The sequence below is a fragment of the Aquimarina sp. AD1 genome (assembly GCF_003443695.1).
Lineage (GTDB): Bacteria > Bacteroidota > Bacteroidia > Flavobacteriales > Flavobacteriaceae > Aquimarina > Aquimarina latercula.
The window spans coordinates 4618874-4642437 of the sequence record NZ_CP031966.1; the positions used below are offsets into that span (position 1 = coordinate 4618874).

Consider the following 23564-nt stretch of genomic DNA (forward strand, 5'->3'; position numbering starts at 1 on the left):
ACAAGAAATAAACATTAAAAATAAAAACTAATGAAAATGAATTATAATATTTTAAAAGGAATTCTATGCGTGCTTTTTGCAAGCTTCATTCTTTCTTGTAACAAAGAAGAAATAGAATCTAGCGCTTTACAATTTAATGCTAGTAAAGAAGCAGAAGAGGTAACATCTATGTTTAGTATGGATGCACGAATTGCAAGTTTATATGCTTTACAATATGCTAAAGCTATTGATCCAGATTTTAGATTTGTACCGGGCACTCCGAAAACGCCTATATTTATAACAGGAAAAGATGTAGCATCATTTATTGATCTAAATGAATTACCGATTGAAAGAGAGGAAATATCTTTTATTAAAGAGATTCTGTATAAAGAAGATAGTCGAGCTATTTTAATTCAAGAGGTAGATGATAGAAAGAATCAAGCAAAAGTGAATGTATTATATATTCCTTATCCGACAGAAGTAAATGTGCCAAAAGATTATGTGTTTCAACATGGAGTGTTGATTGATGATTTTCAGGCTGCTTATTTGCCACCGTATCTTTGGGCCTCAATAGGATTAGATGGTGCAGGAAGTTATTGCAGCTGCACTATTACGTTAAGGAACTTTAATACTTTATGTAGTGCTTGTCCCGATTTGTCAACTAACTTTTTAACGGTATTTGAAGATTACTTTGAAGGTGATGATATTGATAATTATGATGAGGTTTTAAATAATTCTATTGCGATTGAAAAGATTCCTATTGGTGGAAGTATATTTAATTTGTAATAAGTAAGAAATCATACTACTTTGATAGAAAGGCTAAAATGATACTATTTATTTAGCCTTTCTATTTTTCTTTTTAAAAAAATAAAGACTTGTAGCGCCAATTACTAGCATCAAAAGAATGAAAACGATATAGGGCTTAAACGAATTTTGATCTAATGAAATAGGAGTATTATTACCAATAAGTATTAACGAACCCCAATAAAAAGGAGATAATTCGCTACCGTCGTGAGTGTTTAGGTAGTGTAGTTTAGCATTTCGTAAAGCGGAAGATTTTGTAGACCCTTTATCGATGTTTTTATAAAAGTCAATCATCAATTCTTGATTTGCTTTGTCATTTACAGACCATAAAGAAGAGACTACGCTATTAGTACCTGCATAGAAAAATCCTCTAGCTAGGCTCATTACACCCTCGCCTTTGTTGATTTTTCCTAAAGAGGTTTTACAAGCACTTAGCACTACCATTTCTGATTGATTTTTGGTGGCGTATATTTCTTGTAATGTCATTTTTTGATCTCTAAAAGCAATCCAAGGATTTGTTATAGCTCCAACATCAGCATGCGTAGATAGGTGTAAGATATTGTATTTGTCAAAATTGCTAATAACACTATCCTTAATGCTTTTTTCTTTTAATAAGATATCTCCAGAAACGATATCGGATATGTTGGTCACTTCCTTTTTACTATGAATTAAAGAGCCTAAATTATCCATCTTAAAATCTATTGGCGCAACACCTAAAAAATTGAGTTCAGGATTTCTGTTTTTGTTTTTATTTTGATCTAAATAACTCATAGAATAAGCATACCTAATTTCGGTGTCTTTAATTAAATAACTATGATCATGTTCTGACGTAATTAAGGTCTCAAAAGAAAGTTGTTGTAATGCATAATCAGGAATGATTGTTACATTTTTTTCTTTAATTACTGAATAAACATTCTCTGGAATAAGTTGATTAAAAATTCGATATGCTGTTTTCTGATATGCCGCTAATTCTTGTTGATTTGTAAACCAGGTAGTAACTTGATGGTTTGCGATACTGATATCCCGAATTAATTCTTTTGGATTAGGAATCTCGAAAAATATGGATTTGCCTTTCGTATGAAGGATCCCATATCCTTGATTCTCATTTAGAATATATTGTAATACAACTTCTTTGTCTGAAATAAACTTCGTTGTAAAATTCGAGTAGGGTAGAACCTTAACTTTTTGCTTATTAATTGCGTACTCGGGATACTTGATATTAAGAGAGTCTACAAAGACCTCATAGCTGCGCTTATGTTGATAGATTTCTTTTTTCACTGCAAGAATACTATCTTTTGATGTATTGTCTAGTATATTTAATTTGTTTTCTGATAGATAGATACTTTGTTTTAGAAAATATTCTCTGCTAGCCAGTTCCGAGGGCAGTTTGGCATTATCTTTTGCTTGTTCATTGGTGATATCTTCTAATAAGAGTATCGCCTTGTTTTTTCCATAAAATAATAAGCGTCTTCAGATTTTTTTAATAGAAAAGATACTTCTACAGCTTTCATGTACAAAGATGAAGCTTGTTCTCTCCAATATAACTTAGATTTATATTCAGAGCTTTCGAAACGAATAATATCAACTAATTTATCTGCAATTTTAAAAGTTTTTAAAGCTTGTATGAGATGATCTTGATTTTTGTCGTGGTGATAGTACTGCATCCAACCATTAGCTTTTTGGATTAAGTGATGTAATAGGTAATATTTGTGGATAGCAATTTCTAACCTTTCTGTGTCTATTAAATCTCTGTATGTAAATTTACTGTGATTCGAAATTGAGTAATTAATTGCTTTTTGGTATTGATATAGTCCTTTTTTGAATTCTTTCTTTTCAAGGTGTAGATCACCTAAATTTTCATAAGCAGCAGTGTATTTGGGGTTATATTGAATAGCACTTTCTAGGTTGAATTTAGCATTATCTAATTGTCTTGTTTTTAAAAATGAAAGACCTAAGCTATTGTGAGCTATAGCTCGATTAATTGAGTCTAGATGATGTTGAGATTCTAAAATTTTAGAAAAAATAAGAATTGCATCTTGGTATTTTTTAGTTTCAAGCAATCTGTTTCCTTCTATTTGGTGCATTCGACTCTTGATTCGAGCTTTATTAAAGGAAGCTATATCTAAAATAGAGTCTGCTTTTTGTAAATTTTTCTTAATCTCTTTGGAATGTTCTTTGTAACCCATAACAGAATAAATATCTGCTCTTAATAAATATATATTTATTATGTTTCTTTGATTGACATCTATAGGTTTGCATAGTTCAAAGGCTTTTTCCGTAGAATTTAAGGCTTTATGAAAGTCTCCTATTTCAATATATGAGCTTCCTAATTCGTTATATGCCTTTATTTTTTTATTTGTTTTTCCGACTTCAATTAATTCGGAAAAATAATCAATAGCTTTAAAGTATTCATGATTTCGAAAATTGAAAAAACCTAAATTGAATAATGTTTTATCAATCGACTCCTGAGTAACGTTTCCAATTTTTTTTTTAATATTTAATGCTTTTTTTGCGTAGTTAATTGCTTCTTTTAATGTTTTTTTATCATTGTTAACTCTCGATGTTTTATAACGGTTTATACTATAATCATGATAACAATTTGCCAAATCTAATGTGGGTGGGGATTGCAATTTTTGTTTGAAGAAAGAGTCTATTTTTTTTTGCTTTAAAGAGCTTTCTATTGGAGCGGTTATGATAGAGTTGTATTCTTGATGTCTTTTATTTTCTTCCTGCGTATAAGAAGGGAATATATATATCGAAAACAATATAATAAAAAGCGTAATTTTCATTATATAAAAATATGAAAATTACGCTTGGAGAAGAAAGTTTTAATAGATCTCAAATAATTTTAAGTGATTATAAAAGATATACTGTATATCTAAAATTGTTATTGTGTTGATAATAAGTGTATTATGTTTAAAATGATTGTCGGTTGTTTAGTCTAAGCATAATATTTCCTTCTTCTATTTTTCTTTGTAAGCGAGGTACCTTGTGACAAGTATCCATTATGTCGGTATAAAGCTGCAAAGTAGAATTTTCTTTATCATATAATTTTCCTGCTATAGATGTAATATAGGCTGCTGAGAATGATGTTCCTACCGGATGAACAGTAAGATTAGGATTTGATTGCATTACCAAGGTATAATTATCTATGGGTGCTGCTAGATCAATATTTAAGGATCCATAGTTGGACCTTTCTAATGTAATAAACTCTAGTAAGTCAGGTAACTCTAATTCTTCTTCTAAAGATAATTCATATCCACCAACACCCAAAAGATTATCTATGTCATATCCAGATGGAAAATGTGGAGTTTCTTCATCTATATTAATACCATAATTCCCTGCTGAGGTTATAAATAAAGTGTCATCAGTAATTTCTTCCATTATTGCTTTTAAAATCGATTGATTTCTTAGCCCATACCAACCAAAACTCATATTTACTGCATGTATGTTATGAAGTTTTGAAATATAATTCATACCACAAACAATATCAAAATAACTACCGCTTCCATCTTGATCAAATGCTTTTATTGGTAATATTTGATGTGGTATATTGCTTGTGTTAAGTTCTGTAGTAATGATTTTCGTTATCTTGGAACCATGACCGTTATCATCTCTACTATCATTATCATGGTTTATATAATCCCAACCTGAGATACCGAATGTACCATTTCGTATATTTTTAGTGTTATATAGGAATGGATCAGGAAAAAAATCATAATCTACCCCAGTATCCAAAATTGCGATGTTGACATAATCAGGGTTATTCGAAGCTATTATTCTATTATTTATAGATGTTGTGTAATTTCCTGATAAAGTGTTGTTTGCAATAGTTATATAGAATTGATAATCATAAACCGCATGCTCATCGCCTTCTACATTTTCATCACCATTGCTACTAGATTGATTCGTAACCAAATTTTCAACAAGGTGTTCAACTCCCATAAAATTATTGTGGGTTGTATCGATAGTCCATAATTCGGGACCATTTTTATCACAATCACAGGTTTCTTTTTTTAAGATGTTAAAATTGTAAAGCCCTTCAATTGTTATACGTTTATTTCTCTTTTCAATATCACTCAGTGTGGTATCTCTAAAACGAACTACTACTTGATTTCTAATTATGTCTGGAATAGGAATGTTTTGAGAGGCTGTTTTTTCAAAATTTAAAAAACCTTCTTCTAAGTTATCTTCATCAACGGAGCATCCCCATACTCCGATTAATGAAACGCATACGCATGCTACAATTACAATACTTTTTTTCATGATAATTAGTTTGTTTTTTAAAATGTGTAAAGTCATATGATATATTACTAAATCACTAAATCACATTTTTAGTTGATATTCATAGACCGGATTCGAAAATAGTAGAAATGTTACCCAAATATTTAAGATAATTTGTTTAAATAGTATAATTTGATTTGGCTTTGAAATTATTTTTTGATGTTAATTAATTGATTTTAAGTCTGTTTAAATAATCTCTTTATGCGTTTTATAGATGATTATATTTCCCTTTTTCTTTCTTAAAAAGTGAATTAATAAGAGCAGTTAACCCATAAAAAAACAGTCTTATTCCCCTAACAAAGTTTCACGAATTATAGTTATGTTTGTGTTCTTCGTATAGAAATTATTCTATAATTACTTAGAGATTCCATGGCAAATAAAAAGCTTGATGATTACCTGTTACAGAGCCTTAAATCCGGTAATGATAAGGGTGTTAAGGAAATATATATTAGACTGTATCCAAAAATAAAGTCTTACATAGTTAGTCACGATGGATCAGAAGATGATGCAAAGGATGTAATGCAAAAAGCATTGTTACAATTATCTGCCAGAGCACAGGATGAAAATTTCAAGATTACTTCTAGTTTTGAAGGGTATTTTATAACTATCTGCAAGAATTTATGGAGGCGAGCTTCAAAATTATCAAAAATGAGGGTAACAAATGAAGGAGTTATGGATCTTGTTCATGAAGAAAGAGAGATAGCTTTGGCGACCTATGAACAGGAGAAGTGGGAGTTATTTCAAGAAAAATTATTAGAAATATCGCAAAATTGTAGAGAAGTACTAGCGTTTTTTTTTAATAAAGTACCTTATGTGCAAATAGCAGAAAAGCTAGGGTACGGATCGGAAAATACGGTAAGACAACGAATTTTTAAGTGTAAATCGAAATTAAAGGAAGCGATACATGCCGATATGCGTTATAACGAATTAAAAGAGTTTTGAATACTATGGAGCAGGAAATAGAGAAATACCTCAATGGTGAAATGACCAAGGAGGAAACGATCGTTTTTCTAGAAAAAATAGATGGAAATCCAGATGCAAAAGAAGCTCTAACTCTCTATCAAGAAATGAATACCATTTATGATAGTGAAAATTGGAACATAACGGATAAAAAGCCTTCTTATAAAAAAATAAGAGAGTATGAAGAGTTTTTTAAGGGAGATAAAGGAGCGTCTGTTAAAAACGCAATTGGTAAAGCAGAACAATCATATTTCGATGAGCCACAAACATCTAAAATGAAACGCATTTTTCTTTATGTTGGAGGGATAGCAGCTATTTTTATCGCAGGACTGTTTCTTTTAGGGCAGTTTAATAAAGATATTGATAATAGTCAATTATATGCGGAGTATAAAGATTGGAATGTACTACCATCATTAGTTTTAAGAGATGGAGCTACTGAATTAGCAGATATAGAAAAATTGTTCAGGAATAAAAAAAATGAAGAATCATTGATCCTGATAGAAAAATATATGATAGAAAATAATCAAGAAGCGAATTCACAAATTCTTTTATACTTAGGTGCCAATCAATTAGAACTAAATATGAATGAAGATGCAATTGAATCTTTTACAAAATTACTGAACAATGATAGTCTTGATTCTTCTAAAGCTCATTGGTATTTAGGGTTATGTTTTTTAAAGATTAATGAGCTGGAGAAAGCGAAGAATGAGTTTAAATTATTGATTGACAATGGTTTGAATTTTAAAAAACTAGAAGCTAAAGAGTTGTTAGAACAACTTGATTAAACTTTTAATCAATTATACTATTTTAATGATAGCGCTTTTATGAGCCTTCGTTAACTGTACATTTTTCCTTTAAATTTCTACAAAATTCTCTAAATCGATAAAAGTTGCATTTTATCGAGAATTACTATTTTTCTAAAGTTTTATATTCATTTTTAGAAAGTTAGAACCTTACTTTCATTATAAAATTTAGAAACAAATCTACTTGAAAAATGAAAGAGGAGTTAAGTATTTCGGATTTAAGAGAGGTTATACGTAATCTAATTACCTTCATAGCGGTTGAGGGTAAAGAGTATGTGAATGAGAATAAGAAAAGTGATTATGTTGCGAGTTACTTACTGCTTTTAGCAAAGATTATTAATCAAGTAGATGATGGAGAACGAACTTCGTTGGTAGAAAGTATTACAGAAGATATTTCTAATTATATAAAGTAAGGGTATGGTTTTTTTGGACTATATTTTATTATGTTAGATTTGGAAAGCCTTTTTTTTATAAAAAGGCTTTCTTTTTTTTAATTGGTATTAATCATTTAACTTTAATATATTGGAGATTCAAAATCCCAAACCCTAGAGTAAAGTGACCGAGCAAGAACAAATAAAGCAGCTAGAGAAGGAAAAACAACAACTTCAGGATCAATTAGATCAGATTAAAAAAAGAAAAGAAAAGAAAAAAAGTGTTGGTTTTTGGTTACTTAAAAAATCTAGTGTTCCGCTCTTAGGAATAAAACTTAAGAAAAGTATTACTAATGCTATCAGTGAGTACAAGGAAACGAAAACTGTTTCTGTCGATACCGTTTCTGATGTTTCTTCTAATATCATATGGCGGATTACTAGAATTGGTCTTTTTGGGTTGTTTGTGACATTAATACCTTCTGTCATATTGATAGTTCAAACAAAACTAGTAATCAATCAAAATAGGATAGTAAAAAATCAAAACTATTTAATAGAGGCTGAACGACGCTCTTCTTTAGTTTTTATTATGGATAATTTGCTTTCTGATCTAAGTGAGGAACTAAAGTATAAAGGTTCTAGTGAACGTAATATTAGTCCAGTTTTAGAGGCAAGAATAGCGAGCTTGTCTAGAGCGATGAAACCCTATAGATATGAAGTTGATGGTGAACTTATTGATAAAGAGATAAGTCCAGAAAAAGGTCAATTGCTATTTAGTTTATTAAGAAGTGATCTAGCAGATCAATCTTACAGAGAGATTTTAGATGCTTCTGATTTTAGTTACACATATTTTAAAGATATATTCTTGGGTAGAGGAGTTAATTTAAAGTATATCAATTTAAACCATTCTAATTTATCAGAAGTTAATCTTCCTGCGGCTAATTTGGAGCGAGCGGAATTGGTGTACGCTAATTTAAAAAGAATAAATCTATCCGATGCGATATTAAAAAGAGCTAATCTTACTAATGCCGATCTAACCAATTCAGAATTATTAAGTTGTGATTTAACAAATGCGAAATTATATGGGGCAGATTTGACAGAAGCGGATTTAACGGAAGCAACTTTATGGGGAACTAAGTTAGATGATGCTGATTTATCAGATGTGGTTTTAGATAATGTGATTGTGCATCGACAAGATTGGATAACTTTTGTTAAGGATTCTTTGGATCTAAAAGGTGCAGAAGATATTCAAGATAAATATCGAGTTAAAAAACAAGGCAAGCAGCAATTTATCTTGGTTAAAAAGTAAAAAACAAAGTTTATATCAATTTTTGAAAATTAGGCTATGAACTTTGTTAACTAGCCAGTTTCCAGCAGGAAAGTATAAAGCAAAAAATAAAGCCATTCCCAAACTAAAATTCTGAGGATTAAATAATAGGTCTAGTATGTTATTTGGATATACATAAGAAGTTTGTAACCAATACCCCAGAAACTCGAGAATACCCATAGCCACTAATCCGTATGCATATTGATTAAAGAAGTTGTATTTTTTTAATAAAATTGAAATCGGAACCATATACAAGATATAACAAGTGATTACCTGCCACCAATAACTAAATCTTGCAATTTCCATTTCTGCACCAAACTGATTCATTCCTAATCCCCATAAAAAATATATTATAATATATGTGAAGATCATTGTTTTAGGAGTTTCCTTTATTTCTTTTAGATTTTGAATAAGGATTTCTTTCATAATTAAAGATCTATTTTGGTTAAGGTTCTAAACCATGTTTTTTTGTGTACAGTATATTTTTTTACGTCACTTTTATTAATAATATTTTCTAATTCATTAATGGTAAAAGCCCTTTGTATTGCAATTAATCCATCTTGTTTGGCTAATTTAGAAATGGGTAAAAAAATACTTGAATACTTAAATAAAAAATAAGCAATTTTACTTCTTTTTAATTCGCTAAATATAATATGCTTAATTCCTTTTTCTTGTATTCTTTTTATAAATTTAATTAGTTCTTCATCTTCAAAGTGATATATAAAATGACTACTTATGATAATATCACAATCAGGAATTATAAATGCAGGATCTAGAATATCACCAATCTCGAATTGTATTTGATCCTCTTTAGCATATAAAGAATTAGCGTGGTTAATAGTTTGTGGATTTCCATCAATTCCAAGAAAATTACCTTGAATACCATTATTATTAAGCTTGCTAAAAACGTTATAAATACTATCACCACCTCCGCAACCTATATCAACAATACGAATTGGTTTTTTCTGAGGATTTTTAATACAATAGTCAAGAGTGCTTTTAGCTAGCTGCTTGTGATTTCCGAACAGTTTATTGATTAATTTTAGGCTTATTAATACTTTTGATAATTTCTTTCCAGATAGCGATAAATTATCAAGTTGTTCTTTTGTATGAAGACGAATTCGCAAATTCAAGATCTAAATTAGGATTTATTTTTTATTGGTCTCAATATTAATAATAACTTTACATTAAAAACATAAAATTCATGAATAATGAATATTTAAATCAGGTTATTCGAGAACGAAGGGCAATTTTTCCTTCTCAATATAATAATAAGCCAGTTTCTAAAGAATTTATTAAAAACTTATTGGAGAATGCAAATTGGGCTCCTACACATCGTTTAACGGAACCATGGCGTTTTAAGGTCGTACGTGGAGGAACAAAAGATAGATTAGGAAGTTTTTTATCGGATACCTATACGGATATCACACCAGATGATAAGTTTTCGCCATTTAAAGTCAAAAAGATTAAAGATAAATGTGATGCGTCTGATACTATTATAGCTATATGTATGCAAAGAGATGCTAAAGAACGAGTTCCAGAATGGGAAGAAATAGCTGCAACTGCTATGGCTGTCCAGAATATGTGGCTTACATGCGCATCTAATAACGTTGGATGCTATTGGAGTAGTCCCGTATCAATAAAATATGCAGACCAGTTTTTTGAACTTGAAGAAGGAGAAAGGTGCCTAGGTTTTCTTTATATAGGTAATTACGATAAAGAAGATGAGTTATCTTCTAAAAGAAATCCAGTCGAAGAGAAAGTAAAATGGTTCGATTAGTAAATAAAAAACCCTTCCAATTTATAAATTAATCTGTGGTATGCTTCATTTTAAGTATTTACAATTAATAAATACATTCAAGAATAGGTATTTTAGTTATATCTTCTCTTTTTAGACATAGATAATTGATTTATATTATTTAAAAATTTACTTTACCTGTTATTATTCTATTTTCCGTATTCCAAGGTGTTTGTTTCTTATATATTTTTGATTTCACAATAATTTTTTGAAATAAGGTCTTTATGTATTAATGTTTGTTAAATTTTTATTTAAAGCTACATATTTATTTTTTTTCTAAAAAAACTTTTATTTATAAATACTAGACAGTTTATTATTGATGATTTTAGAAATTAAATCCTCATAACTTAAAAAAAGCCACATATCTATGTGGCTTTTTTTACACTTATTTTCCTAGAGGCGTTAGGAGAGAGTATATTTTTATGAATTAATAAATATTTCAAAACATAAATTTATCTTATGTTTTGTATTGAAAATATAAATAAAAATATATGAAAAAATGTTCTCACTTTTGTTTTTAGTTAAGCAAAATTTTACAAGTAGCGTTGCTTAAAATATTGATGAAAGTGAATTTTTATTCGGTTGAAAACAGAAATGTAATTGTAAACTAAACATCATTTGATATAAAAATAATTAATAAAATTTTTCTTGCAGGTTTATTCTTTATAATTCTCCTTTTATCCTCTTTACAGGTTTACAGGATTATTTATGAAATAACTAGGCATATCTAGTCTTTGCTTTTATTTTTCAAAATATAAATCATAAGAAGAATCAAAACCTAAAAAGTATTTAGAAATTAAAACTAATAGTAATTAATAAAAATTGAAATTATGGTACTTACAGATCAAAAAGTTAAACTAATGGATGGAGTCTTTAGCCCATCAGAAGCATCAGATATTCTTAACATTTTTATAGATAAGAAAATTAATTTTCATAAGCTACAGAGATTATGTATTACTGAGCAAGATTGTAATGATGATACGCCTCAATTATATAGTAGGATAGATGAATTAATGAAAGCAAAAGAATCAATACGAGAGACTATAATGGAAGCTCGAAGAGAAGGTTTGGAGTTGCAGATTGAGAGCGATATCCAAATTACTTTAATAAAAAAATAATTCAATAATTTTTAAACATATTCAAACTTAAAAAATAGATAGTATTGTCTTTATTATGGATTTACATTTATTAATTGATAATTTAACTAATCCTGCCTTATTATTTTTTTTCTTAGGAATTATAGCAGTACGACTGAAGAGTGATTTAGAAATTCCAGAAAACTCATCAAAATTTATTTCTCTATACCTATTATTATCGATAGGATTTAAAGGTGGTCAAGAACTTTCTCATAGTGAATTAACATTAGAGATCATATGGTCTCTTATTTTTGGAGTAGTATTGGCACTCGTTGTGCCGATATACACATTTTTTATTCTAAGGCGAAAGTATAGTATAGAAAATTCGGGGGCGATAGCTGCGTCCTACGGTTCAGTAAGTGCGGTAACTTTTGTAACCGCACTTTCTTTTTTAGAAATGGAGCAAATCTCTTTTGGAGGACATATGGTAGCGGTTATGGCTATTATGGAAGCGCCTTCTATTATGATAGGTGTTCTTTTAATGTCGATAATGAATAAAAATACTAAGGATGCTATTCCGTTAGGAAAAGTTTTAAAGCACGCATTAACTAATGGAAGTGTTTTACTCATTATGGGAAGTTTGGTCGTAGGGTTTTTGGCAAGTCAAGAGCAAGCTGCTGGTATAAAACCATTTACAACAGATATTTTTAAAGGGTTTTTGGCTGTATTTCTATTAGATATGGGAATTACCAGTGGAAAAAAGATTTCTTCTTTCTTAAAGAAAGGTTGGTTCGCAGTACTCTTTTCTATAGTGATCCCATTGTTTAATGGTATTCTAGTAGCCTTAATTAGTACTACTTTTATCGAAAGTATTGGAAATAGGTTCCTATTGGCAATCTTAGCAGCTAGTGCTTCTTACATAGCAGTGCCTGCAGCTATGAGATTAGTTGCGCCAAAAGCAAATCCAGGTCTTTATGTTCCAATGGCATTAGCAGTAACTTTTCCATTTAATATTACAATAGGCTTACCATTATATCTGTATTTGGTACAAATATTTAACTAGTAATAATGGATACATTTTAAAAAAGGTTCAAGATTAAATAGCTTGAACCTTTTTTATTCTTAAGGATATTAGTTGTTTTTATGAAGATACCTTCTTAAAATACCTCCTTTAATTTTATTTACATCGTATTCAATAATGAAGGCATCGGGATCTATATTGTCTATAATTCTATTTATTTTTCTAATTTCAAACCTATTTATGACAGTCTGGATTACTTCGAAGTTTTCTGTCGGGCCATTATTTCCATAACCATTTACTCCTTGAAAAACAGTCATTCCGGCTCCTAATTTTTCTTTGATTGCGTTTTTCATTTCTTTTGATTTTTTGGATACAATCATTACACCAATAAAATCTTCAAAACCTTCAATAGTAAGGTCTGTTATTTTTGCAGTTATTAAAAAAGTTAAAATAGAATACATAGCAGTTTCCTTCGAGACTATAATCGCGGTCATTGAAAATAATATAAAATTGAATAATAAAATTACCTTTCCAATACTTACACCAAAAGTATTATTGACATAAATACCAAGTATTTCAGAACCGTCTAAAACGGCTCCATTTTTTATAGTAATTCCTATTCCTAACCCAAGAAATAATCCACCAAATATGGAGATAAGAAGCTTATCATTTGTTACAACATCAAAAGTTTCTAACTGGATGGAAATAGCCAGACCAATGATGGCTAATATAGATTTGATTACCATGGCTCTTGAAATTGAAAAATATGCTATAATCAAAAATGGGATACTCAATAAAACTAGGATAACAGAAGTATTGATATGTAATGTAGAATTAAGTAAGATAGCGATACCCGTAACTCCTCCGTCTAAAAAACCATTAGGTAATAAAAATGCTTTTAATCCAATACTAGCAAATATTACACCAATAGAGATTTGAAAATATTCGGATATTCTAGAAATAAATACTTTGGTCATTTTTGTGATTTTATAAAGGATTTTAGTTAACCCTTTGATATACAAAAATCAGTATTATTTAGCATATATTTTTATTTATATTTATGATGAAAAACATAACTATTTATTATGTTACAAGGCATATGTATTAATCTTCTATATATACCTTATCAATTAAAAAAATGAAACTTGTCTTTAATTATTTCATCTTTTTGTTCCTCAACATATTTTAGAAAAGCTTCTGCGACTAAAGAAAACTTTTTGTTTTTTAACCAAATTAAATTCCAGATTGATTTTATAGGGAAACCTTGTACAGGAATGATTTGTAAACGTCCCGCTTCTAGATCGTTTCTGATACCAATAAGAGGCATTATTGAATATCCTAATCCTGCAATTACTGCTTGTTTAACTGCTTCGTTAGAAGTTAATTCCATTTTTTTTCTAACAGGAAGATCATTTTTTTCTATATAGGTTTCCATAGTATGTCTGGTTCCAGAACCAGACTCTCTATAAATTAAAGGAAGTTCGGAAAATATGGATTTTTGATATTTTTTCTTTGTAAATTTTTCTGAGGTGTTACCTACTAGATACAATTGATTTTCCATAAGTTTTGTTTTCTCAATTTGTAGATGTTTTGGTAATACAGAAACAAGAGAAAAATCAACATTATTTTTTTCTAAACTGTTAATAACCTGTTGCTTATTGGTTACATCAAGGATGAGGTCTACACCTTCATGTTGTTTCATGAAATCTGATAAGAAATAGGGTATAATATATTTTCCGGTCGATACAACAGAAATTTTCAAAACACCGGATAGATGGCCTTGATACGCTTTTGTTTTGTAACTAATTTGATTGACTTCATCTACTATTTTTTGAGCTGCAATTGCAATTTCTTTTCCAAAATCGGTGATATAAAGTTTTCTTCCGATAACTTCAGTAAGAGGAATAGGAAATTGATCTTGAAAGTTTTTGAGTTGAATTGAAACAGCGGGTTGCGTTAAATGTAATTCTTCGGAAGCTTTAGTAATACTTTCTTTCTCCGCAATTTTTAAAAAAATTTGCAGCTGATGCAATGTATAATTCATAAATAAAGTTAATAGATATGATTACAAATATAAATAAAAATATATGAAAAATCTGTTGTAAATTAGAGGTAAGACAGAATAATGTGAGAGTGTGAATTAATATAAGGATAGAATAGATTTGCCTAACATTTTTCTTCGTTTTATTTAGAATTAAAAGTTTCATTTAAAATGTATTTTCTATGGATTTATTAAAAAAAGCACGAGAGTTTCAGAAGAGAAGTATGAGTAATATGAGTACAAGTGATCGAGTTTCTGCATCCAGAGAAGCTAAATCATTAGTACTAAGTATTAACGAAATTTATAAGAAAAGTAAAGATCCATATTTAATGGATATCATGAAATTGATTACAGAGAAAAAGCGCAAAATTGATAAAAGACTAAAAGGACGCTTATCTATTACATAATCTGAAAAAGAAAAAATGAAATTATGCAAAAGTTTGAATTAGTTAGAAAGCCGTAAAATGCCCACTGCGGTTATCCATTTGTGATACTTTCAGTATTAGTTGTTTTAAAAGTAGTTACTGAATTCAGTAACTACTTTTTTTATATTGTAAGTTATAAAAAAACCGCCTGTTTTCAGGCGGTTCGAATATTATCAAAATGATAATCAATTAGTTTAGAAAAGTGTTTTATTCTTATTGTGGCTAATTACAGTTTTGAACAAATTCCCATGGTTTTCCGTTTCCGGTGTTGGATACTGGAATATCTCCTTGAGTCCACCATTTTGCTTTATAAATAACATTGTCATAGAAAACTTCATTATCTGTTACATATGCAGTGGATGAGTTCCATTGGTTTACATTACAATTGTCATTTCCATCTCCGCCATCAGTATCGCCATCGCAGTTTTCTATAAATTCCCATGGCTTTCCATTTCCACTATTAGTTATTGGGTTATCTCCTTGAGTCCACCATTTTGCTTTATATACTGAAGTTTCATAAACTACTTCATTACCATTTGTATAAGCAACAGATGAATTCCACTGACTAGATGAACAACCAGAACCATTTCCATCTCCACCATCACTATCTCCGGTATATGGCGATTCGGGATAATTTTCAGCATTAGCAATTGCTTGTGATTGAGAAGTTCCATTTAGAACTTGACTTGACACATATAAATACCCATAGGCAGATGATGAATTTTCTTCAAGTAACATTTGCCAAATCATAATACCATCTGTCGTACTTTTTGAAGAAATATGATCAGATAAGTCAGCCATATTTTGATAATTGTAGGTATAATAGGGGCCCCAGGGTTCATTGGGATAATGAGTACCTGCCGCAATTGAGAATCCATATTGATCTGCATAATGTTTATAAGAGTCGTACATAATTGTTCTGTTGCTAGCTGCTCCTGTATTATAACCTTGATAAGCAATTAAATCAATTTTATCACCTACTGCTTTTATTACGGGGATCATGTGACCTGTAGAAGCAAAGCCAAATAAACTTATTGCTTGATTTGGTGATGTGGCATTAAATAGGTTAGTATCGGATTCTCCAGTTACTGTATTTCTTTTACTATGAGCAAAAGGAGAAGAGGGATCATCATTGTTAAGGCCTCCTAAAGCTCCTGCACCTGCAGGTGCGCAGGCAATTACATATTGACCTTTAGGCATCAGTGCTCTAGATTCATTAAAAAAACTAATAAATCGCTGCACATTAATTGATTCCCCAATAGTCTGAAATCCGCCGTTAGGCTCGAAATCCCAGTCGATACCTTCAAAACCAATATCATCTACTAAATCTTTTATTTGTTGATAATTGATGTCGTAAGCAGCATTTGTGCCCCAGTAAGTTTCTCCACCTATAGAAAGAATTACTTTAATTCCTTTAGTTTTAAGAATAGATACAGATTCTTTTAGAGTTTGACCATCATAAGGAGTTTGAATTCCGGTTCCTGTAATATCTAAAGATCCTTTTTGATATCGTAAGTTTGGTCTTGCAAAAGCCAGAAAGACATGAGTGACATGCTCGGGAATATCTCTAAGTTTGGATCCTTGTCCAGTTGTAGTCCAACTTTCTGACCAGGATGGGAAGTACCCTAAAATAATAGGTTCAGTGATTGCAGACCGATCGATTACCGGAGTGATTTCTTTAAGATTTTCCTCATCAAGAAAACTTTCATTAGTGCAAGACAAGAATAGTATCTGAATTAAGAAGATACATCCAATGATTTTTTTAAATGTTGTCATAAGAGTTTGTGTTTATATTGGTTTTAATTTGAAAGTGTTTTAACTATTTAAGGGAGAGACTTCTATTAGAATTCTCATAAAAAATCATTTTTTCATTAACAGTTTTATATTCTTTATCTAATTCCTTTCGATATTTTAGTTCTACAGTATTCCAATCAGATGCCCATCCTTTCTTGATATTATTTAGATATACAATTTTAAGTTTGTGTTTTCCTTTTTTAAGAGCAATAGAGCTCTCTTCAGGGTGTTTTTTTATTGTTTTTTTGTAATCGATCACTAATTGATTACCAATCCATATTTGATCTTGTGTACTAGAAAAATAATATATTCCATCTTCTGGGATGTCGATATATCCTTCTAGAAATACTGCTTTAAAATTTTCTTTTTTAACTTCATGTCCCCAATCGAAGGTCGTATTTGCCTCTTTAATACTTTGTACGATTGATATTTTTGATGGAGTTTCTTTCCTGATATCATCTACACTTGAAAAGTGACCTTTTATCGTTTTTGTTTTTAAACCAGGAGATAAATCCATTGATTCTGATATCGGCGATAGATAGGATTGCTTAACAATGTCAATAGTTCTTGTTTTACTAATTTTTCCATGTGGTAATATGGATGCAATTTTTAGAATAGATGTCTCATTAAATGTGAGTGTTTTAGAGTATTCTTCACTTTTGTTGGTAGGATTAGATCCATCTGTTGTATAGACCATTTTAACAGGATGTGTGGTGTTAAATGGGATGGATATACTATCAATGAATACTATCCGATCAGAGGAAGGACCTTCTGGTAATGGAATGTGGTAATTTATTTCATGATGATCAAGAATTGGATATAAGCTGTTTAAGCGATTTAAGAAATTATTAAAATTCTTGTTTTTCTCTATAGTCCATCCTGTTTCTGCAATAGCAATTAATCTGGGGTATAATTGATATTCTGCGATTTTATCATTATCGGTTTGTTCAGCCCATAGATTTCCTTGTAATCCAAGAATATGATGTCTTCTGTGTTCTTTTATTGCTTGGGGTATTGGATTGTACGAATATGTTTTTTTTAATGGAGTATGTCCCCCAAATGCCATTGGCTCTACTTGTTTATTACCCTGATAAAAATTAAGATATACATAGTCCAATGGAGTCATAATTACATCATGACCTTCATTTGCAGCTTTTATACCTCCTTTTTCTCCTTGCCAAGACATAATGTTGGTAGTTTTTGTAATTCCTCCTTCTAGAATTTCATCCCATCCAACCATTGTTTTATTATACTTGTGTAGAATTTTTTCTACACGAGCCATAAAGTAACTTTGTAATTCTTTTTCATCTTTAAGTCCTTCTTTTTTGATCAGTTTTTGACATAATTCAGATTCTATCCAACTACGTTTAGGAACTTCATCTCCCCCAACATGGAAGTATTTATAAGGAAATAGAGCTACCATTTCTGTAATTACATTTTCTATAAAAACATATACCTCTTCTTTTCCTGCACATAGGATGTTATAATCCACACCCCATATTTCTCTTATTTCAAAAGGCTTTTCTTCACAAGCTAATTCCGGGTAAGATGCAAGAATTGCTTTAGCATGTCCTGGCATATCAAATTCGGGAATCACATCAATAAATCGTTCCTTAGCATAGGCAACAACTTCTTTAATATCCTCTTGTGTGTAAAATCCATGATAAATGGTGCTATTTTTATTACCCCTTTTGGCACCTATTTCTGTTAATTTGGGATATTGCTTTATTTCTATACGCCAACCTTGATCATCGGTCAAATGCCAATGGAATTTATTGATCTTTAATGTTGCCAAAAAATCCAACTGTTTTTTTATAAACTCTACTGTAAAAAAATGCCTAGAAACATCAAGTAATACACCTCTCCATTTAAAAGCCGGTTCATCTTTAATATCTATTGAAGGAATTATGACTTGTAAATTTTCGTGGGAGTCGTCATCAGAGACAAATGGTAGTAATTGCATTAAAGATTGGGCTCCGTAAAATAGACCTTTCGCTGTTTTTGAAATAATTTCAATATGATTTTCATAGGTTTTTAATAAGTAACCTTCTTCGGTTAATTCGACAGAAGGATCTATAACTAGATAAATGGAATTGTCTTTTTTTTGATCTGATGTACTAAGATGTAATCCTGTTTTTTCATAAATAACATCGATAAAAAACAAAGCAATTTTCTGGGTTTCATTGGTCTTTACAATGAAAGAAGTTTTTTTGTCAATTGTAAAAGTCCCTTGCTTTTCCAGCAATGATAAAGGCATTGGAGTAATTCTGGGATTTGTATTTACAGCAGTTGTTGGTGTGTTTTTTTCATGACAAGAAATAAAAAAGATAATGATTGATAGTATATAGAAAATGGATTTCTTCATTTGTTATATTGTTTTTTGTAGTGTATTCCTAGTAGAGATAATGTGATTAATAAGATTGTTTATAGGTTTTTTGATAAAACTTTTTGCCGTAAAACCTTTGTCAAGCAGTATTTTATTAATGATGTCCTGGGAATAGTATGCAATAGAACCAACAAAATGTATAGGGTTGTTTTCTAATTCTTTGGAATAAAGTGTCAAATAGTTGTCTATAAAAACTTTGATTCCATAGTATAACATTCTTTCTATAAAGGGATGATTTCGATGTTGAAACATGAAAAAAGCATATGAGGCTAGGTATGCATTAGGTTGCCGAAGATCATATAAATTATAAAAGAGTTGCTCTAAATTGGAGCCAAACTTGGTTTCAAATTCTTTCGCAAGGCTTGAAGGCATTTTTTGTAAATAAAAACTTTTAAGCAATTCTTTTCCGAAGTAATTACCACTACCTTCATCCGCTAGTAAATATCCTAATGAAGGGGCATATTGTATTATTTTTTTACTGTCAAAGTAGCAGCAATTAGAGCCGGTTCCTAAAATAACAATTACGGCTGGTGTCTTTGTGGTAGCGTGTACAGCAGCAATAATATCCTCTTCAATATTTATTACCGTGAGATTTTTAAGGATAGATTGAAAAGATGATTTGACTTTTTGATTTGATGCTTCTGTGTTACATCCAGCTCCGTAAAAGTGTACTTCATTAATCAAATTTCTTTTTTTCGAAACTTCGGAAATCTCTAATAATATGCTTTCAATTTTGTTTTGTGATGTGTTTAATGGGTTGATTCCTATTGTTGTCTGGGAGAATACTTGTTTTCCTTGTGAGTCCATTAGAATCCAATCACATTTTGTAGAACCACTATCTGCTATTAATATCATAGATTCTAATCTTTATGGTTTGTTTTATAATTAAGAGCTTCTTGTTCATGATTTTTAACACACATTTTTAAAGTTTAAGAGTTAATAAAGTCAATGCTACGTGTTAAAAATAATGTCTTTTAAAAGCCTCAATAGCTTCATAATCAGCTAGCCCTAAATTATCGTATCGTTCCGCAGTATCTTTATTTCGTTCCTCTGCTCTCAGCCAAAATTCTCTCGAGTCTTCACCTTGAAACATTACTTTATCTTTTTGAGATTGGTGAAAAAGAATTGCATTTGTTTTTCGATTTACTTCATCTGGGCTTAATGGTACTGCCATTTCAATATCATGGATATCCCACTCATGCCAGGCTCCTCTGTATAGCCAAAGCCAACAATCATTCATGAATTTTTCATGCTTTATTATTGATATTGTTTCGAGAATTGCATCAAGACAAAGTTTATGTGTTCCGTGTGGATCTGCCAGATCACCGGCTGCATAGATCTGATGTGGTTTTATATGAGTTATAATATCCTTTACAATATTAATATCGGGAGTGTCAATAGGGTTTTTTTTCGCTCTGCCGGTTTCATAAAAAGGAAGGTTTAAAAAGTGAACTTTATGATCAGGAAGCCCCAAATATCTAGTAGCACCGTAGGATTCCATTGTTCGAATAAGACCTTTAGTTAATCTTACTTCTGGAGAATCAATATCTCCAGTATTTTTTGATTTTATAGCGTCTATTATATTTTTAAATATACTATTACCATCAGCTAAACGTTGTGCTACTTCTCCAAATTTTAAGGCTTCTTGATCAGTTACAGCAATATTCCCAGAGGTTTGATATGCAACATGTACATCATGACCCTGATCAATAAGCCTAGAGAATGTTCCTCCCATAGAAATTACATCATCATCAGGATGAGGACTGAAGATTAGTACTCTTTTTTGAGCAGGATTGGCTCTTTCCGGACGTTTAGCGTCATCAGCATTTGGTTTTCCACCAGGCCATCCTGTGATGGTGTTTTGTAAATGATTAAACATTTTAATGTTAAGTTCATATGCAGATCCTTCTAAAGTTAGAAGACTGGACATACCGTGATCATTATAATCTTTATCAGTTAGTTTTAACAAAGGTTTTTGCACTTCCTCACTTAACCATGTAACTGCTTTTAGTTTAAGTTTCGATGTCCAAATACACTGATCTACTAACCAGGGAGTTTTAATTCTAGTTAGATCGGCTGCTGCTTCACTATCCAGAATAACGGTAATGTTTTTATGATCCTGTAAGAAAGAAGCTGGAATTTGAGGGGTCATTTCGCCTTCAATAGTTTTTTTTACGACAGATGCTTTTTTATGACCCCAAGCAAGTAAAAGAATACGTTTAGCTTTTATAATAGTGCTTATTCCCATAGTGATGGCTCTTTTGGGAACATTTTCTAAACCATTAAAATCTGATGCTGCATCTCTTCTAGTTATATGATCCAATGTTATAATCCTTGTTCCAGAATTACGATGAGATCCAGGTTCGTTAAATCCAATATGCCCTGTTCTACCAATACCAAGTAATTGAAAATCTAGTCCACCAAGTTTTTTTATTTTCATTTCATAATCGATACAGTATTGATCAATTTCTTCTAGATTAATATTTCCAGAAGGAATATTGATATTTTCTGGATTTATGTCAACGTGATCAAAGAGATGTTGATGCATAAAGTGATAATAACTTTGTTGATTATCTGTATCCATAGGATAATATTCATCCAGATTAAAGGTGATCACGTTATTGAAACTGAGTTCTCCTAATCTATATAATGTAACTAGTTCTTCATATACTTTTATTGGAGAAGATCCAGTAGCCAATCCTAGTACACAAGACTTACCTTCTTTTTGTTTTTGTTTTATTAAATCTGAAATTTCTAAAGCTGCCAATTTAGAAGCATAAGAAGAATCCTGAAATATTTCATTATGGATTTTTTCGAATTTGGTATCTTCAAATTTGCCAACTTGTCTGAATTTAATTTCTTTAATCATTTTTCTTTTTTAATAGTACCATATTGATTTATGGAAGGTTAATAAGAGTTTTTATTACATACTTATTCAATATCCCACCAGATAGAAGTTGTCATTGTATCTGGTCCTTGTCTATCTATAGCTTCTTTTACTTTTGTTTCATTTGCGACTAGTTCTGTGGTTGAATATTGTAATCTTTTTGGGACTGTTCCATTATTAGGTTCTGAGACAAAAAAAATAGCGTTGTCTGTTAATGTTGGGATAAGCTCTGTTCTTCTTACTAGAGACCAAGCTTCATATCCATTCATTAATAGTGCTAACCATCGTTGATTCCAGACAGCTTCTAATTGTTGTTCTGTTGATCCGGATAAAGTGGCGATAGGTTCGTTAATTATAAAAGTTTCGATATCACCAGCATCTACATCCCAAAACTTCATACTCGCTCTAATTCCTTCTTCATAAAGCCCTTGTGGATTTCCAGAATACCCTAAAAGTGCTGCTTCTGCTTGTAGAAAGTAAGATTCTGCAGCAGTTAAAATTTGAGTTGGTACAACGTTAGCTACATCAGTTGTCGAAGTCCCGATGATTTTTTGAGATGGAATTGCAAGATTATCTCTTGGGATAATTCCTCTCATTGAAATTGCGGTACCTTCAAAAGTGTCATTTGGAGAAGGATCTGCTATCTGTGGGAGTCTAGGATCATTATTATCATTTAATAAATTCAAGTAACGATCTGAGAATACCCATTTAGAACCTAGTCCTCCAAATCCCCAGTAAACATCTTCGAAACTTCCATCAAGAAATGATAGTATCAACGCAGATTCGGATTTTTTTAATAGTGCTTCATTAGAGCTATCTATGAGGGTATTACTTAGACAATCATTAATAACTGTATCTATAAAGGATTGCTCACCTGCTTGTATAAAAGCATCTCTGGATCGTATTGCGATACGTAATCGCAAGGTATTGGCAAACGCCTTCCATTTTTGAGGGTCTCCATTATAAATGAAATCGCCATCTGCTCCAGCAATTATTTCTGATGAAGTGCCAATCTCATCCATTTGTGCTTTTAGGTCATTTAGGATACTTGTATAAATTTCTTTTTGAGCGTCATATGTAGGTTGAGGATTAGTCAGAATTAATTCGTCGCCAATTACATCACTATAAGGGATATCTCCATAAATATCTGTCATTTTTTGATAAAACCAGGACATCATAATTTTGGTAACTGCTGCACCATTAGTATCTTCAAGATCATTATAAGTACCTAGTAAATTTCTAATATTGAGGGAGACTTTTTGATATGATGCATCAAATATCGCATTAGTCCAACCTTGATTGTTTTGATAAGCATCTCCAGCAAACCAAGACCCTTCTGCATTGTAACTAAATTGATTTGCAAATTGGCTAGTATAGATTAAATTTCCTCTCCAGGTTAAGAAACGAGGTTCAGCAAATTCAAAATATTGTACTCCAGCCATAATACCTTCCACAGTTGCAGTTTGCGGGTCAATAGGGTTGGTATTTATTTCTTCAAAATCTTCAGTACAAGAAACGGTTGTAATAATTAGTATAAGAAAACCAACAAATAGTTTTATGATGTGTTTTTGAGTTTTCATAATTCTTTGTTTATTAATAACATTATTTATT

General features: G+C 30.7%; 21 protein-coding genes. 9 read left to right on the top strand and 12 right to left on the bottom strand.

The window, feature by feature from the left end; genetic code table 11:
* The first annotated feature begins 36 nt into the window (after positions 1-36).
* The gene (locus tag D1815_RS19820) at positions 37-765 is read left to right on the top strand and encodes a hypothetical protein (protein ID WP_118388995.1); all 729 of its coding nucleotides are present in this window, start codon (positions 37-39) and stop codon (positions 763-765) included.
* A 48-nt stretch (positions 766-813) separates the two neighbouring features.
* Here the strand turns inward: D1815_RS19820 and D1815_RS19825 are convergent, their stop codons facing one another.
* From D1815_RS19825 to D1815_RS19835, 3 genes are all read right to left on the bottom strand, one after another.
* Positions 814-2061, bottom strand: a complete 1248-nt coding sequence (locus D1815_RS19825) for a CHAT domain-containing protein (RefSeq protein WP_162897373.1) — start codon at positions 2059-2061, stop codon at positions 814-816.
* Positions 2062-2207: 146 nt separating this feature from the next.
* The gene (locus D1815_RS19830; protein ID WP_118388997.1) at positions 2208-3572 is read right to left on the bottom strand and encodes a lipopolysaccharide assembly protein LapB; all 1365 of its coding nucleotides are present in this window, start codon (positions 3570-3572) and stop codon (positions 2208-2210) included.
* Between the two features lie 127 nt (positions 3573-3699).
* Positions 3700-5049 (bottom strand): S8 family serine peptidase, encoded by a 1350-nt coding sequence (locus D1815_RS19835; protein ID WP_158594481.1) that lies wholly within the window; start codon positions 5047-5049, stop codon positions 3700-3702.
* A gap of 387 nt (positions 5050-5436) precedes the next feature.
* Here D1815_RS19835 and D1815_RS19840 point away from each other — a divergent pair, with 387 nt between their 5' ends.
* The 4 genes from D1815_RS19840 (at position 5437) to D1815_RS19855 (ending at position 8507) form a co-directional block, all read left to right on the top strand.
* Positions 5437-6009 carry an RNA polymerase sigma factor gene (locus tag D1815_RS19840; protein WP_118388999.1) on the top strand — a complete coding sequence of 191 codons (573 nt, stop codon included), beginning with the start codon at positions 5437-5439 and terminating at the stop codon, positions 6007-6009.
* A 5-nt stretch (positions 6010-6014) separates the two neighbouring features.
* On the top strand, positions 6015-6812 hold the full coding sequence (locus tag D1815_RS19845; RefSeq protein ID WP_118389000.1) for a tol-pal system YbgF family protein: 798 nt from the start codon (positions 6015-6017) through the stop codon (positions 6810-6812).
* 209 nt (positions 6813-7021) lie between these two features.
* Positions 7022-7243, top strand: coding sequence for a hypothetical protein (locus tag D1815_RS19850; RefSeq protein WP_027394107.1), 222 nt, complete (start codon positions 7022-7024; stop codon positions 7241-7243).
* Positions 7244-7385: 142 nt separating this feature from the next.
* Positions 7386-8507 (top strand): pentapeptide repeat-containing protein, encoded by a 1122-nt coding sequence (locus D1815_RS19855; protein WP_118389001.1) that lies wholly within the window; start codon positions 7386-7388, stop codon positions 8505-8507.
* 15 nt (positions 8508-8522) lie between these two features.
* On the opposite strand, the gene D1815_RS19860 is transcribed toward D1815_RS19855, so the two are convergent.
* Positions 8523-8951, bottom strand: a complete 429-nt coding sequence (locus D1815_RS19860) for a hypothetical protein (RefSeq protein ID WP_027394108.1) — start codon at positions 8949-8951, stop codon at positions 8523-8525.
* 2 nt (positions 8952-8953) lie between these two features.
* Entirely contained in the window at positions 8954-9658 is a 705-nt protein-coding gene (locus tag D1815_RS19865; protein ID WP_158594482.1) for a methyltransferase domain-containing protein, read from the bottom strand.
* A gap of 71 nt (positions 9659-9729) precedes the next feature.
* On the opposite strand from D1815_RS19865, the gene D1815_RS19870 reads away from it, so the two are divergent.
* From D1815_RS19870 to D1815_RS19880, 3 genes are all read left to right on the top strand, one after another.
* Positions 9730-10305 carry a nitroreductase gene (locus D1815_RS19870; RefSeq protein WP_118389003.1) on the top strand — a complete coding sequence of 192 codons (576 nt, stop codon included), beginning with the start codon at positions 9730-9732 and terminating at the stop codon, positions 10303-10305.
* A gap of 848 nt (positions 10306-11153) precedes the next feature.
* Positions 11154-11441, top strand: a complete 288-nt coding sequence (locus D1815_RS19875; protein WP_027394111.1) for a hypothetical protein — start codon at positions 11154-11156, stop codon at positions 11439-11441.
* A 55-nt stretch (positions 11442-11496) separates the two neighbouring features.
* Entirely contained in the window at positions 11497-12462 is a 966-nt protein-coding gene (locus tag D1815_RS19880) for a sodium-dependent bicarbonate transport family permease (protein ID WP_027394112.1), read from the top strand.
* A 68-nt stretch (positions 12463-12530) separates the two neighbouring features.
* Here D1815_RS19880 and D1815_RS19885 read toward each other — a convergent pair whose 3' ends face one another.
* Positions 12531-13397, bottom strand: a complete 867-nt coding sequence (locus D1815_RS19885) for a YitT family protein (RefSeq protein WP_118389004.1) — start codon at positions 13395-13397, stop codon at positions 12531-12533.
* 149 nt (positions 13398-13546) lie between these two features.
* The gene (locus tag D1815_RS19890; RefSeq protein ID WP_118389005.1) at positions 13547-14464 is read right to left on the bottom strand and encodes a LysR family transcriptional regulator; all 918 of its coding nucleotides are present in this window, start codon (positions 14462-14464) and stop codon (positions 13547-13549) included.
* A gap of 179 nt (positions 14465-14643) precedes the next feature.
* On the opposite strand from D1815_RS19890, the gene D1815_RS19895 reads away from it, so the two are divergent.
* A complete protein-coding gene (locus D1815_RS19895; protein WP_118389006.1) occupies positions 14644-14868 on the top strand; it encodes a hypothetical protein in 225 nt (74 codons plus the stop codon).
* Positions 14869-15108: 240 nt separating this feature from the next.
* On the opposite strand, the gene D1815_RS19900 is transcribed toward D1815_RS19895, so the two are convergent.
* The 5 genes from D1815_RS19900 to D1815_RS19920 form a co-directional block, all read right to left on the bottom strand.
* Positions 15109-16662: a carbohydrate-binding protein gene (locus D1815_RS19900; protein WP_118389007.1), complete on the bottom strand. Its 1554-nt coding sequence runs from the start codon at positions 16660-16662 to the stop codon at positions 15109-15111.
* A gap of 43 nt (positions 16663-16705) precedes the next feature.
* Positions 16706-19045 carry a family 20 glycosylhydrolase gene (locus D1815_RS19905; RefSeq protein ID WP_118389008.1) on the bottom strand — a complete coding sequence of 780 codons (2340 nt, stop codon included), beginning with the start codon at positions 19043-19045 and terminating at the stop codon, positions 16706-16708.
* Between the two features lie 3 nt (positions 19046-19048).
* Entirely contained in the window at positions 19049-19921 is an 873-nt protein-coding gene (locus tag D1815_RS19910; RefSeq protein ID WP_118389009.1) for an N-acetylglucosamine kinase, read from the bottom strand.
* Positions 19922-20024: 103 nt separating this feature from the next.
* The gene (gene nagB / locus D1815_RS19915; protein ID WP_118389010.1) at positions 20025-21935 is read right to left on the bottom strand and encodes a glucosamine-6-phosphate deaminase; all 1911 of its coding nucleotides are present in this window, start codon (positions 21933-21935) and stop codon (positions 20025-20027) included.
* A gap of 62 nt (positions 21936-21997) precedes the next feature.
* Positions 21998-23533, bottom strand: coding sequence for a SusD/RagB family nutrient-binding outer membrane lipoprotein (locus D1815_RS19920; protein WP_118389011.1), 1536 nt, complete (start codon positions 23531-23533; stop codon positions 21998-22000).
* Positions 23534-23564: the final 31 nt, after the last annotated feature.

Bases quoted from the DNA above. Each gene is read 5' to 3' on its own strand.
- D1815_RS19820 (WP_118388995.1), top strand. From the start codon at position 37: ATGAATTATAATATTTTAAAAGGAATTCTATGCGTGCTTTTTGCAAGC.
- D1815_RS19830 (WP_118388997.1), bottom strand. From the start codon at position 3,572: ATGAAAATTACGCTTTTTATTATATTGTTTTCGATATATATATTCCCT.
- D1815_RS19835 (WP_158594481.1), bottom strand. From the start codon at position 5,049: ATGAAAAAAAGTATTGTAATTGTAGCATGCGTATGCGTTTCATTAATC.
- D1815_RS19840 (WP_118388999.1), top strand. From the start codon at position 5,437: ATGGCAAATAAAAAGCTTGATGATTACCTGTTACAGAGCCTTAAATCC.
- D1815_RS19845 (WP_118389000.1), top strand. From the start codon at position 6,015: ATGGAGCAGGAAATAGAGAAATACCTCAATGGTGAAATGACCAAGGAG.
- D1815_RS19850 (WP_027394107.1), top strand. From the start codon at position 7,022: ATGAAAGAGGAGTTAAGTATTTCGGATTTAAGAGAGGTTATACGTAAT.
- D1815_RS19860 (WP_027394108.1), bottom strand. From the start codon at position 8,951: ATGAAAGAAATCCTTATTCAAAATCTAAAAGAAATAAAGGAAACTCCT.
- D1815_RS19870 (WP_118389003.1), top strand. From the start codon at position 9,730: ATGAATAATGAATATTTAAATCAGGTTATTCGAGAACGAAGGGCAATT.
- D1815_RS19875 (WP_027394111.1), top strand. From the start codon at position 11,154: ATGGTACTTACAGATCAAAAAGTTAAACTAATGGATGGAGTCTTTAGC.
- D1815_RS19880 (WP_027394112.1), top strand. From the start codon at position 11,497: ATGGATTTACATTTATTAATTGATAATTTAACTAATCCTGCCTTATTA.
- D1815_RS19885 (WP_118389004.1), bottom strand. From the start codon at position 13,397: ATGACCAAAGTATTTATTTCTAGAATATCCGAATATTTTCAAATCTCT.
- D1815_RS19890 (WP_118389005.1), bottom strand. From the start codon at position 14,464: ATGAATTATACATTGCATCAGCTGCAAATTTTTTTAAAAATTGCGGAG.
- D1815_RS19895 (WP_118389006.1), top strand. From the start codon at position 14,644: ATGGATTTATTAAAAAAAGCACGAGAGTTTCAGAAGAGAAGTATGAGT.
- D1815_RS19900 (WP_118389007.1), bottom strand. From the start codon at position 16,662: ATGACAACATTTAAAAAAATCATTGGATGTATCTTCTTAATTCAGATA.
- D1815_RS19905 (WP_118389008.1), bottom strand. From the start codon at position 19,045: ATGAAGAAATCCATTTTCTATATACTATCAATCATTATCTTTTTTATT.
- D1815_RS19910 (WP_118389009.1), bottom strand. From the start codon at position 19,921: ATGATATTAATAGCAGATAGTGGTTCTACAAAATGTGATTGGATTCTA.
- nagB (WP_118389010.1), bottom strand. From the start codon at position 21,935: ATGATTAAAGAAATTAAATTCAGACAAGTTGGCAAATTTGAAGATACC.
- D1815_RS19920 (WP_118389011.1), bottom strand. From the start codon at position 23,533: ATGAAAACTCAAAAACACATCATAAAACTATTTGTTGGTTTTCTTATA.